This window comes from Lonsdalea britannica (assembly GCF_002111595.1).
Taxonomy (GTDB): Bacteria; Pseudomonadota; Gammaproteobacteria; order Enterobacterales; family Enterobacteriaceae; genus Lonsdalea; species Lonsdalea britannica.
This window is the reverse complement of record NZ_LUTN01000001.1, coordinates 114206-128326: the sequence shown is the minus strand read 5'-3', so window position 1 is coordinate 128326 and position 14121 is coordinate 114206. Positions and strand designations below refer to the sequence as shown.

Here is a 14121-nt window from a genome sequence, read left to right as displayed (position 1 = left end):
CTATGCAAGGCTACGCCTATTCCCAATTTCCCCGGCTGTGCGCGCTAATGTTCAGCGCCCTGCTCACACTCATTAGCGGCTGCGATAATCAGAATAGCGCCAGCCCCAATACAACCTCTTCCACGGCCGCTCACGACGGCTGGCCGCGAACGGTCCAAACGCTAAAAGGCCCGCTGACGCTGCAACATCCGCCGCAGCGCATCGTGTCCACCAGCGTGACCATTACTGGTACGCTGCTGGCGATTGATGCGCCGGTGATCGGTTCCGGCGCCACCAGTCGCAACTCGACGGTGTCCGACGATCAGGGCTTTTTTATCCAGTGGGGACAAGAAGCCCGAGCGCGTAACGTCCAGCCGCTGTACATCACCGAACCTAACGCGGAAGCCATCGCCGCCGCGTCGCCGGATATGATCATCATCGCCGCCACTGGCGGCGACTCCGCGCTGAAACTCTACGACCAGCTCTCCGCCATCGCCCCTACGCTGGTGATCGATTACGGCGATAAGAGCTGGCAGCAGTTGGCCGAACAGCTGGGCGTGGCGACGGGCCGCGAAAAAGAGGCTCATGACGTCGTCGACCGCTTCGAACAGCGCGTTCAAGCGATTAAACAGGCGATTACGTTGCCGCCGCAGCCGGTGTCCGCGTTGGTGTATTACGAGGATGGACGGGGGGTCAATATCTGGACCCGCGCTTCCGCGCAAGGTCAACTCCTGTCGGAGTTAGGCTTTCAGCTGGCCGATCTGCCGCCCAACCTGCCGACTGAAACCAGTCAGGGAAAACGCCGCGACATCGTGCAGATTTCGGGAGAGAACATGGCCGACAGTCTGAATGGGAAATCTTTGCTGCTGTTCTCAGCGGATGAAAAGACGGTAGGCAATCTGATGAATAACCCGTTCCTGCGCCATATCGAGCCCGTTGTGCAACAGCATGTGTGGGCGATGGGGCCGGATACGTTCCGGCTCGATTATTACAGCGCCAATAATATGCTGAACAATATCGAGCATTTTTTCCGTCAGCCGTAATGCTGAGTGAGCCCAATTCGGCCGCGTCCTTGCGGCCAGTCACTACATTGCTCGCTGGCGTTTAAGCATGGCGCGAGGGGGAAGGCTCCGCCTCGTTCGCTTCATCGTCAGCCGGTTCTCCCTCTTCAACCTGCCCGAACGTGCAACGGCGCAAAGGCCGAACCAGCAACATCAGCGCCAGACCCAATATCGCCGCCGCGCCGCCGAAAGACAAAATACTCAGCGCGGGCGTCATGAGCCGGGTCATTGCCCCCAAACCCAGCGCGCCGAGCGAATCGCCGGTGACGTCCTGCGCTGACCCCAGACTATTCACGCGCCCCAGTAGCCTGTCCGGCGTATGCGTCTGGATCAACGTAAATTGCAGCAGAGACGCGATCGCGTTGAGATAGCCGTAACAGACCAACGCCGCCAGCGCCACGGCGAAATAGCCCGCCACGCCCAGTAGCGCCACCGACAGAAATGCTCCGGTCGTACAGACCAGCAGCACCATCCCCGGCCGACGTACGCCGGAAACCCAACCGCTGGTAAATGCGCCCAACATCGCCCCCAGCGGCACCGCGGAGTACATCAGGCCGATGGCGGAGGGACCGGCGTGATAGACATCATTCGCCAACGCGGGAAACAGCACCCGCATCGCGCCGATCATGCTGACCAGCAGACCGAGCACCACGACCCAGCCGACGACCGGATGCGAACAAACGAATTTCACGCCGCCCGCCAGCGAACGCAGCGGATGCTCAGGCTCGCTGGCCTCCGGCTGAAGAGACGGCAGCCGCATCAGCGGGATCAACGTGCCCAACGTACCGATTGCCGCCACAGCGAAGCTCCAGCCGACGCCGCCCGCCACGATAATGACCCCGCCCAACGCGGGCGACAGGATCGCGCCCAGTCGCACCGTCAACATACTCAGCGCCCCGGCTGCGGGGAGATTCTCACGCCCCACCAGCAGCGGGATTACCGCCATCAGCGCCGTCATGCCTAAGGCGCCGAAGAATCCGTCCCAAGCAGCCAGCACATACAACGCCGCCAGCGACGGTGAACTGGAAAAGGCATTAAGGCTGAGCGCGACAAAACCCAGCCCGCAGGTACCGCGTGCGAACAAAATGAGTTTGCGCCGGTCGAAACGGTCCGCCAGCACGCCGCCGCACATCAGGCCGATGAACATCCCCACGCCGTCGAGCGCCACCGCCACCCCGACTTGCAGGGTGGAGCCGGTCATCGACTGGATTTGAATCGGCACGCCCACCGCCAGCATGCCCAGCGAGAAGACGGACAGCATTCTGGCGACGAAAATCGCGCGAAAATGAGCGTTATTTTTCAGCAAACTGAAGTCAAGCAAGATGGAGGTTTTAGCCATAATATTCCGTCAAAATAAAGGTGATACCGCCCGTTCAGCAGGGGGCTGAATGGCGTCAACACGCGGTCTACGTCAATGTATTTACTCAGTAAGGCATGCTAACATAGCCGCGCGATAACATTAATGATAATCATACTCATCTTCACATATTAAGGAGCTGTTCGTTGGCGATGTCACTTCCTTCGCATCAGGCGCTTGTCGCCGCCAATCAGCCGCCCACCCGCTATTCTCAGCCCTTTCGGCGTCGCGCCGGTCTGCTTTTCTTCCTGCTGCTGCTGGCGCTGGTTGTCGTCGCCAGCCTGACTATCGGGGCCAAATCGATTTCTCCGGTCGTGGTCTGGCATAGTTTGACCGGCCAGCTTGATACGGCCGACAGCACGATCATTCTTAATGCGCGCCTGCCGCGCACGCTGGCGGGCCTCATTGTCGGTCTCGCGCTGGGCGGCGCGGGCGCCGTGATTCAGGCGCTGACGCGCAATCCCTTAGCCGATCCCGGCATCCTCGGCGTCAACGCGGGCGCCAGCTTCGCCATCGTCATCGGCATCACCTGCTTTGGCATTAACAGCATGACGGCCTGGCTGGGATTCGCCTGGATCGGCGTACTCATCACCAGCCTGGCGGTCTGGCTGATCGGTACGCTGAGCGGCGGCCGCATCAACCCGATTCGGCTAACGCTGGCGGGCGTGGCGCTCAGCGCGGTCCTGATGGGCCTGTCCTCGTCTATTTCGCTGCTCGATCCGCAGGCCTTCGATCAGATGCGTATCTGGGAAGCCGGAACATTGGATATCCGTTCGCTGCGTAACGTCGGCATCGTCGCGCCGACCATCCTGTTGGGGGCCGTGCTGGCGCTGTTCGCCGCCCGTTCGCTGAACGCGCTGAGCATGGGCGAGGACATCGCGATGGCGCTAGGCACCCGCGTCATGCTGATTCGCGTCATCGCCGTGCTGGCGATCATGCTGCTGTGCGGTTCGGCCACCGCGCTAGCGGGTCCGATTGGCTTTGTCGGCCTGATGATCCCGCATGTCGCCCGCTGGTGGGCGGGACCGGACCAGCGCTGGATCATGGTGTACTCGTTTCTGTTCGCCCCTATCCTGCTGCTCTGCGCCGATATCGCGGGCCGTCTGCTGGCGGCAGGCGAACTGCGCGTCTCCATTGTGACGGCCTTTGTCGGCGCGCCGGTTCTGATCTGGCTGGTTCGCCAGCGTAAAGCCTGAGGAAACAGAGATGGCAAGTAAAACACTCTCGCTTCGCGCGCCTGGCGGCATCGTCAGCGGGCGATTCGCCGGACGAACGCTGCTCGTCAACGGGCTGCTGCTGTTGCTGGGCCTGTTGCTGCTCACGGTGGCGATGGGACTGGGCACGCTGAAAATAGCGCCGCTCGACGTATGGCGGGCGCTGGCCGGTCACGCAGACGGCGGAATTCAGACCGTCGTGACCCAATGGCGAGCGCCCCGGGCCGTGATGGCGCTGCTGCTCGGCGCCAGTCTCGGCCTCAGCGGCGCCATTTTTCAATCCATTATTCGCAACCCGCTCGGCAGTCCGGATATCGTCGGTTTCAATACCGGCGCGTTCACCGGCGTGTTGCTGGCGGTCATGCTGTGGGAAGGCGACTATTACCAGATCGTCAGCGGCGCGGTCATGGGCGGTATCGCCGCCGCCGCGCTGGTGTATCTGCTGGCCTGGCGCAAAGGGATTAACGGCTTCCGGCTGATCATCGTCGGCATCGCCGTCAGCGCCGTGCTGTATGCCTTCAATACCTGGCTGGTGATTACCGGCTCGTTGGAACATGCCATCACCGCCACACTATGGGGAACCGGCACGCTTAACGGCATGACCTGGACTAAAGCGCAGCCCGCGCTGTGGCTCACGCCGCTCGCAACGCTGGCCGTTTTGCTGCTAGGCAAACGCCTTCAACTGCTGGAAATGGGCGACGATAGCGCCCGCGCCCTCGGCGTCAACGCGGAGGCCAGCCGCCTGTGGCTGATGCTGTTCGGCATCGTGCTGACCGCATTGGTTACCGCCACCGCAGGACCGATCTCGTTTATCGCCCTCGCCGCCCCGCAAATCGCCCGCCGAATGACCCGCGCCAGCGCTACGCCGCTAATCTCCGCCGCGTTGGTCGGCGCCACGCTATTACTGTCCGCGGATATGATCGCCCAGCATGCCTTCCGCCAGATTCAACTACCGGTCGGCGCGGTGACCGTCAGCATCGGCGGTATTTATTTGATCTGGTTGTTAATTCGCGAGTCGCGCCATTGACTGACGCCCGTCTCCGTATCTTCATCCGGAAAAAGACTCAACCTGTTGATGAGAGTGAGTGATTGATGACACCGTTTTTGCACGCTGCCCACCTGACGCTGGGATACGACCATAAAATTATTGCCGAAGATCTCAACGTGACGATCCCGGCACATCAGTTCAGCGTCATCGTCGGCCCCAACGCCTGCGGCAAATCGACCCTGCTGCGCGCCCTGTGCCGATTGCTGAAACCCCTCGCGGGCGAAGTCCTGCTGGAGGGAAAAAACATTCACGCCATCCCGACCAAAGCGCTCGCCCGCCAGATCGGACTCCTGCCCCAGCACGCTATCGTGCCGGACAACATCACCGTGGCCGATCTGGTCGCTCGCGGACGCTATCCGCATCAAAGCCTCCTGCGCCAGTGGAGCGAGGAGGATCAGGCGGCGGTCGAACAGGCAATGCAGGCCACCAACGTCAGCGAGCTGGCGGATCGCAGCGTGGACGAACTGTCCGGCGGTCAGCGACAGCGCGTCTGGATAGCGATGGTGCTGGCCCAGCAAACGCCGTTGCTGCTGCTGGATGAACCCACGACCTGGCTTGATATCGCGCATCAGATCGACCTGCTCGACCTGTTTCGCGAATTGAATCAGCAGCGCGGCCACACGTTGGTCGCCGTCCTGCACGACTTGAATCAGGCCTGCCGCTACGCAGACCATCTCATCGTGATGCAGTCGGGCCGCGTGATGGCGCAGGGCGCGCCCGCCGAGATCGTCACCGCCGATCTGGTGCGCGACGTCTTCGGCATGACCTGCGTGATTATCGATGACCCGGTGTCCCATACGCCGCTCATCGTGCCCTGCGGTCGCTATCACCCCGCGCCCGAAGGGCTTTGATCCGCTGACGTCTCGGGCGGCGCGGATCAACCGCCCCGCCCGACAGACTCACCGCGCTTTTAGCGCAGCCAGCGGCGTCAGCAGTCGATTCAGCTGCGGTCCGATCTGCTCCAGCGAGGCCGGCGACAGAATATCCGCATGCTCACAGGATTGGAGATAGGTCGTCAGACGACCGACATACGGCGCCCAGGTCGCCTGCACATCCATCTCCGGCGGCAGCGTGCCGGTCGCGACGAACAGCGTCGCCTCGCCATGATAACGCCGCGTCGACGCGGTGGATAATCGCTGCACCGCATCACGGTAGTTCGCCACGATATCGCGGAACATCGCGGCTTTTTCCGCACGCAGATGCGCGTCCGTTTCCTCTTCCGCCTCGGCCATAAACTCCGCCTGCTCTTGGGCGACCTCCTGCTGCGCCTGCTCCTCGCTCGGTCCGCGCCAATCCTGACCTTCGGGCGGATAGGTATCGAACAGGCCGAGGAACGCTACCGTCTCGCCCGCGGCTTCCAGACGCGCGGCGATGCCGTGCGCCAGCGTGCCGCCCAGCGAGTAACCCAACAGGTAATACGGCCCCTGCGGCTGCAGACGACGGATCGTCGCCAGGTGACGTTCGCACATCGCCTCGACCGAATCACAGGCGGCAATCACGCCGCCCGGTCGCGGCGACTGTAGTCCGACGATGGGGTAATCTCCCGCCAGATGCCGCAGCAGCCCGGCATACTGCCAGGCGTACCCGGACGCCGGGTGCAGGCAGAATAACGTCGGGCCATCGCCTGCGCGCAGCGGCAGCGTTTCATCCCCGCCGCTGTGACGCGATGCGGCACCCTCGTCCGCCAACAGCCGCGCAATCTGTTCCACGCTGCGCGCCGCCATGATCTGCCCGACCGTCAGCGAACGCGCCAGACGGCGGCGGATCTCGGCCGCCAGCCTCATCGCCAGCAGCGAGTGCCCCCCTAACGCGAAGAAGTCATCGTCCGCGTAGACCGTCGGCAGCGACAGCATCTCCGCGAACAACGCCGCCAGCAGGCGTTCGTACTCCGTCTCCGGCTCACGCCCCGCCTGCGCCTGTCCCGCCGGGGATGGCAGCGCCTTGCGGTCGAGTTTGCCGTTGGCGCTCAGCGGGAACTGCGACATCTCGACATAACTCACCGGCAGCATGTGGGCGGGCAGCCGCTCAGCCAACGCCTGATGCAGCGCCGTCGTGTCCAGCGCCGCGCCCTCCGGCGGGATCACCCAGGCCACCAACTGGCGGGCATCGGCCCCCGCCAGCGCGCCGTGGCGCTCGCCCAACTCGCGCGCGCAAACCACCGCCTGCGCCACGTCGGGCTGCGCCAACAGCGCCTGTTCGATCTCGCCCAGCTCGATACGTTGCCCGCGGATCTTCAACTGGTCGTCGCTGCGTCCCAGATAGTCCACCGCGCCGTCTTCGCGCCAGCGAGCGATATCGCCGGTGCGATACATGCGTTCGCCATCGGCGAACGGGTCAGCCACGAAGCGTCCGGCGGTCAGATCCGGTCGGCGTAAATAACCCTGTGCGAGCTGGATGCCGCACAGATACAGATCGCCCGCCACCCCCAACGGCACCGGTCGCAACGCGCTGTCCAAAATCCGCAGTTGAGTATTCCATACCGGCAGACCGATGGGCACGCCACCCGCCGTACATTCCGCTAACGCGTCGCCCGACGCGGGCTGGTAGGTCACATCCACCGCCGCTTCCGTCGGTCCATACAAGTTGTGGAGCGGTGCCGCTATTCGCGTCTGATAGCTTTCCGCCAGCTCCTGCGACAACGCTTCGCCGCTACAAAACACGCGTCGCAGGCTGGCGCATCCAACCACCGTCTGCGTTTCCAGCGCGCCGATCCAGGCCGCCAGCATCGACGGCACAAAGTGGAGCGTGGTCACGGCGTAATCGTTAATCAGCTGGGTCAGCGCGTCGGGGTCGCGATGCGCTTCCGGCGGCGCCATCACCAGCCGTGCGCCGACCATCAGCGGCCAGAAGAACTCCCACACCGACACGTCGAAACTACACGGCGTTTTCTGCAACACCACGTCGTCGTGAGTGAGTCGATAGGCGTCCTGCATCCACCACAGGCGGTTGACGATGGCCTGGTGGCTGACCACCACGCCTTTGGGTCGTCCGGTCGATCCAGAGGTATAGATCACATAGGCCGGGTGTTGCGGCGAGATCGCGACCGTTAAACCCCGAGGTTGGCGGCGCGCGTCTTCCAGCGCGTCGAACAGCAACGTATCGCCGAGTGGCGCGAAGCGTGATTTGAGCGCGGACTCCGTGATAACCAGCCGGGGCGCGGCATCGTCCACCATCAGCGCCAGCCGTTCGTCCGGATAGCCCGTATCCAGCGGCAGCCAGGCGGCGCCGACGGCGACGATAGCCTGCAGCGCCAACGACAGACGAACCGAACGCGGCAGCGCCACGGCGACGATATCGCCGGGGACGACACCCGAGTCAATCAGCCGTTCGGCCAACAGCGCGACCTGATGACGCATCTGTTGATAAGTCAACTGATGCTGAGCATCCGCTAACGCTGCGACGTGCGGCGTGCGCTCCGCCTGATGTTCCAACGCCTCGTGCAGCGTCATGGGCGGCACCGAGTGCGCCGTGTCATTCACCGTCGCCAGCAGCGCCCGCTCCTCCGGCAGCTGCAAGTTCCAGGCGCTCAGCGGCTGTTCCGGCTGATTGACCAGCTGCGTCAACAGCTGCATCAACCGTCGGCCCAAACGCTCCGGTTGCGGTACGCAGGGGCGGTACTCCATCAGCAGCCGCAGACGTTCACCCGGCAGCACCAGCAGCGTCAACGGATAGTGCGTGTAGCCGCGGTTGTTCAGGGCATCACAGCGAATGCCCGCCGAACCGCTGCCCAACGCGCCGCTGTCGGGGTAGTTTTCCACCACCAGCAGCGTATCGAATAACGTCCCGCGGCCCGCCAGCTGTTGAATGTCGCCCAGCCCCAGATCGTCATGTTCAATCAGCTGGATCTGCTGCGCTTGCAACGCGCCCAGCTGGCTCAGCAGCGAGCGCGACGGGTCGAATGTGACCCGGACCGGCAGCGTGTTGCTAAACAGTCCGACATGCTCGTCAATCCCGTCGATATGCCCGAAGCGGCCGGACACCGGCGCGCCGAAAATGACGTCGTTCGCGCAGCTATAGGCGCTAAGCAGCAGGCCCCACACGCCCTGCATCAGCGTATTGAGCGTCAGCCCGTGCTGGCGGCACAGCGTCAGCAGCCCGCGTTCCAGCTCAGGCTCCGGCAGCAGCGCCAGCTCACGCACCTCATCGTCATGCGGTCCGTCGCCAAACAGCAGCGTCGGTCGCGCATCGGTCAGCACGTCGCGCCACAGCGCGCGCGAGCGGTCGGCATCCCGCGCCGTCAATTGGCGCACGACCTCGCCATAACTGATGCGAGGTGGCGTCAACGCTGTATGTTCCAATACGTTGAAAAGATCGCGCAGCAGCACCGGCGTCGACCAGCCGTCGACAATCAGATGATGCGCGTTGAGAAACAGCGTGTGACGGCCGCCGTCGGCATGGCTGACCAGCAGCGCATGCAGTAGGGCTTGGGGCTGATGGAACAGATCCCGCGCCAGCGCCTCTTTTTCCAACGCCCGCAGCGCGGCAGTTTCCTGCTGCGGCGTCATCGGCGGCAGCGAGTGTAGGTCAAGCGGCCAATAGTTGACGTCGTTCTGCAACAGCGGGATCAGCTGGAGCGGTTGCTCAGCCTGTTCACTGTCGAACCGCGCAGCCAGCTGCGGATGGTGACGGACGACCGCCTCCAGCGCCTGACTGAGGCGGTCGGCGGTTAATGGCCCACGCAGCGATAGCCGGGTGAGGGAGTTATAACTGCCGGCGTCCGCCGCCGTCTGCGCGTGGAACAGCAGCCCTTTCTGCAACGGCAGCAGCGGTAAAACGGTCGCCAGCGGGCCATGCCGTTGACTGAGCTGCGCCAGCGTGTCATCCGTCACGCCCGCCAGACCGACGTCGGCGGCAACTAACGTATCTGCCGCTCGCTGCGGTTGTCTGAGTGCCGCCGTCAGCAAATCGTCCGCCGCCTGCGCCAGCGCCTGATGCAGCGCATCGATATCGTCGCGGTTAAACACGCCTTCAGCCCAACCCCAGTGGATCGCCAGCCTCGGCGCTCCCTGTCGCTCGTCAACGAAGAGGTTGATTTCCAGACCGTGACTCTGCGCCATCTGTCCTTCCTGCGCGACGGCAAAAGCATCGCGGAAACGGTGGTCGTTGCGCTGCGGCGCCCACTCACCCTCACCCGTCTCAAACCGGCCCAGATAGTTAAACAGAATGTCGGGGGCGCTCTGCGCTTCCCGCTCGGCGAGCGGATCTGCATTTATTTCGTCCAGATAGCGCAGTACGCCGTAGCCAATACCGCGATCCGGCACGGCCCGCAGCACGCGTTTCACGGCGCGCATCACCTGCCACGGCTGAGTCGCCTCGGCATCAGACCAGTCGATAAACAGGGGATATTCCGCCGTCAGCCAACCCACGGTGCGCGTCAGATCCACCCGGTCGTCGCGATCGCTGCGACCGTGCGACTCCAACGTCAAGCGCAAGCGGGAAACCGTAAACCGTCGGGCGCAGGCCAACGCCAGCGCGCACAGCAGCGTCTCTTCCACCGCGGCGTGGTAACAGCGCGGCAGCGTGGTCAGCAGCGCGTCGGTCTGCCCCGCGCTCAGCAGCAAACGCTGCTCTCCCTGACGACATTGGCGGTCCTGTTCCGCATCCAGCGGACGCCGTCCCAGACGGGGAACCTCCGGCGGCAGCATGGCGCGCCAGAACGGCAGTTCGTCGCGCCGCGCGGGAATATCCTCCCGCAGTCGTGCCGACCAGTCATGCAGCGAACACGCTTCCTCGGGCAACGCCGGAACCTCTCCCGCCAGCAAGGCGCTGGCGACCTGCCGCAGCTCAGGCAGCAGCACGCGCCAGGAAACGCCGTCGACCGCCAGATGATGGATGACCAGCACCAGTCCGCACGACTGCGCGTCTCCGCGCAGCAGCACGGCCTGCAGCATGATGCCTGCCGCCGGGTCAAGGCGGCCGACCGCCGCATCAAACGCCTGCTCGGCGGCCGCAGCGGCGTCGCCTTCCACGTCAAGCGTGTAACAAAGCGCCGATGCCGGTTGCCGCGGCGCTTCACCCACCACCAAGCGATCGTCGCGTGTCACCGCAGACAGCGCGGGATGGCAGGCGATCAGCGTCTCCAGCGCCCGCGCCGTCAGCGCGGCATCCAGCCCTTGCGGTACGCGGAGCCAGACGCCGTGCGCGAAGCAGCGGTTGATGCCGTGATGGCGCGCAAACCAGTGCAGGATCGGCAACCCGGTCACCGGCCCCCGTTGCGCGACACGCGGCAATGTCGACTGCGGCGTTAAGGGACTCATCGCTCGCGCCATCCCGGCGGGCGTGCGTTCCGAGAAAATGTCACGCGGGCGCAGTAGCCAACCCTGACGGCGCAACGCTGTCGCCAACCCCATTGCTGAGATGCTGTCGCCCCCGAGCGCAAAGAAGTCGTCGTCCGCGTTGACCGCATCCATGCGTAACAGCGTCGCGATGGCTTCGCAGATCAGCACTTCCTGTTCACCCTGCGCAGCGCGGCCCTGCCTAACGGCCGCCGCCTGCGGTGTCGGCAACGCCTGACGGTCGATCTTTCCGTTCACCGTGAGCGGCAGCTCGGCCATGACCATCAGCAGCGCGGGCACCATATAGTCCGGCAGCGTGACGCCTAACTGCGCCAACAAACGGGCGGAGAGATCCGGCTGCGCGCGCAGCGCCTCATCCGGCACCGAACAGTAGCCAATCAGCCGATGCGTCGCGCCCATGGGCTCGGCGATCACGACAGCAGTGCTCACTTCCGGCAATCCCGCCAGCGCGCTTTCGATTTCGCCCAGCTCCACGCGAAAACCGCGCACTTTAATCTGATGATCGACACGTCCGATAAACGCCAGCTGGCCGTCGGGACGCCAGCGCAGCACGTCTCCGGTACGGTACATCACCTCGCCTGCCGCAAAGGGGTTGGCGACAAAGCGAGCCGCCGTCAGATCCGGGCGGCGCAGGTAGCCGCGCGCGATGCCCGGCCCTGAAATATACAGCTCGCCGGGAACGCCGACCGGCACCGGCTGCAAACGGGCATCCAGCAGCCAGACGCGCGTATTGGCGACCGGCTGGCCGATGACAGGCTGGTCCGCCGCCTGCACGCTGGCCCCCAGCGTATCGATGGTGTACTCCGACGGGCCGTAATAGTTATGGATTTCGATGGCGTTTTGGCGTTGCATCAGCTGCCACAGGCGCGGCGTGGCCGCCTCGCCGCCGATCATGATGAAGGCGGGCTGATGCTGTTCCGCCTCCAGCAGACCGGCGTCGATCAGTTGAGAAAAGAACGACGGCGTGATGTCCAGCAAATCCACCGGCACCTGATTCATCTGCTGCACCAGCCCCCACGCGTCTCGACGTAAGTCTTCATCGAAAATATAGAGCTCGCTGCCCATCAACATGCAAAACAGCGGCTCCCAGGAGGAGTCGAACGAGAAAGAAGCGGTATGACCGGCGCGCAGCCGTCTGCCGTGACGCGCCTGAAAACGCGTCATTGCCGGACCAAACAGGAAATGCTGGTGGGACAGTAACAGGTTCAGCAGACCGCGATGCGTGCTCATGACGCCTTTCGGACGCCCGGTCGACCCCGAGGTATAAATGATGTAAGCCAGATGATCGCCGCTCAGCGGCTGTGGACGATCGCGCTCGCCGATAGGTGCCGATGAGGCCCTCTGGCATTCCGCCCGCAGCGCGTCATCGTCCAGACACAGGGTGTCCGGCAAATTCGGCATCTGCTCAAGCCGGTCACGCCAGGTCAGCAGCAACACTGGCCGGGCATCGTCGCACATCAGCGTCAGTCGCTCGCGCGGGTAGTCCAGATCCAACGGCAGATACGCCGCGCCGCTGGCCAACACCGCCAGAATCGCCACCACGCTGTCCGCCGAGCGAGGCACGGCAATGGCGACGACGTCATCCGCCCCCACCCCGCGCGCTATCAGAACGCGCGCCAGCTGCATGACCCGCGCGGACAGCGTCGCGTAATCAACCTGTTCGCGCTCGCTGGCGACCGCGACCGCATCCGGCTGCCGAATCGCCTGACGCACCAGCAGGTCGATGACCGAGGTAACGTCATCCGGCATCGCGAGCTGCGGCCCCCGGCTCCAGCCGTCAATGAGCTGCTGCTCTTCGAGGCTCAGCAACGACAGATCGCCGATCCGCCGAGCGGGCTGTTCCGCCAGCTGCGTCAACAGGTGTTGTAGCCGGTCGCCGTGCGCGGTCAGCGTCTGGCGGTCGTAACGGGCGGGATTCGCCAACAATCCCAGCTGTAGGCGCTCGCCGTCCATACCGATTTCGAACTCAAGATCGTCCACCGGCCCCATCGCCAGCACGTGGGTGATGGCGGGCGTGCCGTCCAGCAGCAGTCCCGCGTTGTACACCTTGTAGTTGAAGACCGGTCCGTACAACCCGGCCTGATCGCCGACCCGTCCCAGATCGCGCCGCAGTTGTTCGGCTTCATAGCGTTGATGGCGGCGGACGGTTTTGATCTCCGCCAGCAACACACGGGTGACGTCCGTCAGCGTCATATCGGCAGAGAGCGTGAGCTGTAGCGGTAGGACGTTGACGACCGGCCCGACGGCGGACAGCGCCGCCGACCCCATGCGGCGCATAAACGGGAAGCCGATCGACAGCCGCGGCTCGCCGCCCATGCGAAACAGATAGACGGCCAGCGCAGCCATCGCGATTTCCGCCGGTTGAGCCTGACCCAGTTCGGTATTGGCGGCTAGCGCGGCAAACGGCGCTGCCGGGAATGAGAGCTGATGATGCCAGGTCCGCACCGTCTCTGAGTGATCGAGGCCCTCTTCGGTGGACAAAGAGATTGGCGTCGGCAGATCGGCGGCATGCTGACGCCAGAATTCGGCGTCGCGTTCGCAGGCGGGAGAAGACTGCCAGGTCAGATACTCGTCTACCACCTCGCTGAAGGGGGTGAACGGCGTGGGGGCCGCCGCTTTTCCGGCCCGCCGCGCGTTGTAAATCTCGACGATGCGACGAGTGAGCGCGTCAAAACTGAAACCATCCAGCAGCAGATGGTGAAAACGCTGATACCACAGCCAGCGCGCCGGTTCTGCCGATACGCGCATCACACACTGCCGGTACAGCGGCGATTCGCCATCGGCGGGCAGTGCGTTCGCCAAATCCGCCTGCATCAGCGCATAGGCCGCGTTTTCGGCGTCCGGCTGCTGGCTCAGATCCCGCCACTCGACCGCCAGCACGTCGCTCGGCGTCACACGGGTCGGCACTCGCTGCCGAGGCTCTCCGTCCTCGTTCAAGGTAAAACGGGCATGGACAGTATCCGCTTCAGCTAGCCCCTGCCTGATCGCCATGTCCAGATCGTCGCGATCCAGCGGACCATTGAGTTCGATGGCATGCGCCACGGTAAAGACGTTTCTCCGGCTGGCGATGCTGTCCGCCATCCAGATCCCCGGCTGAGCCGCGACGAGCGGCAGTTCCAGATAGTTCGCCTGTAGTTCAGGCGCGACGAGAGTGTCTGACACGATG

The 14121-nt window shown here is 64.1% G+C and carries 6 protein-coding genes; 4 read left to right on the top strand and 2 right to left on the bottom strand.

Annotated elements, in window-relative coordinates:
- Positions 1–2: 2 nt before the first annotated feature.
- The gene (fepB, locus tag AU509_RS00540) at positions 3–1022 is read left to right on the top strand and encodes a Fe2+-enterobactin ABC transporter substrate-binding protein (RefSeq protein WP_085652214.1); all 1020 of its coding nucleotides are present in this window, start codon (positions 3–5) and stop codon (positions 1020–1022) included.
- Between the two features lie 61 nt (positions 1023–1083).
- Here the strand turns inward: fepB and entS are convergent, their stop codons facing one another.
- Positions 1084–2379, bottom strand: a complete 1296-nt coding sequence (entS, locus tag AU509_RS00535; RefSeq protein WP_085652213.1) for an enterobactin transporter EntS — start codon at positions 2377–2379, stop codon at positions 1084–1086.
- A 170-nt stretch (positions 2380–2549) separates the two neighbouring features.
- On the opposite strand from entS, the gene fepD reads away from it, so the two are divergent.
- The 3 genes from fepD to AU509_RS00520 all read left to right on the top strand — a co-directional run bounded on the left by fepD (position 2550) and on the right by AU509_RS00520 (position 5510).
- The gene (gene fepD, locus AU509_RS00530; protein WP_094117386.1) at positions 2550–3593 is read left to right on the top strand and encodes a Fe(3+)-siderophore ABC transporter permease; all 1044 of its coding nucleotides are present in this window, start codon (positions 2550–2552) and stop codon (positions 3591–3593) included.
- Positions 3594–3603: 10 nt separating this feature from the next.
- A complete protein-coding gene (fepG, locus tag AU509_RS00525) occupies positions 3604–4638 on the top strand; it encodes an iron-enterobactin ABC transporter permease (protein WP_085652211.1) in 1035 nt (344 codons plus the stop codon).
- 65 nt (positions 4639–4703) lie between these two features.
- Entirely contained in the window at positions 4704–5510 is an 807-nt protein-coding gene (locus tag AU509_RS00520; RefSeq protein ID WP_094117385.1) for an ABC transporter ATP-binding protein, read from the top strand.
- 48 nt (positions 5511–5558) lie between these two features.
- Here AU509_RS00520 and AU509_RS00515 read toward each other — a convergent pair whose 3' ends face one another.
- The gene (locus tag AU509_RS00515; protein WP_094117384.1) at positions 5559–14117 is read right to left on the bottom strand and encodes an amino acid adenylation domain-containing protein; all 8559 of its coding nucleotides are present in this window, start codon (positions 14115–14117) and stop codon (positions 5559–5561) included.
- Positions 14118–14121 lie beyond the last annotated feature (4 nt).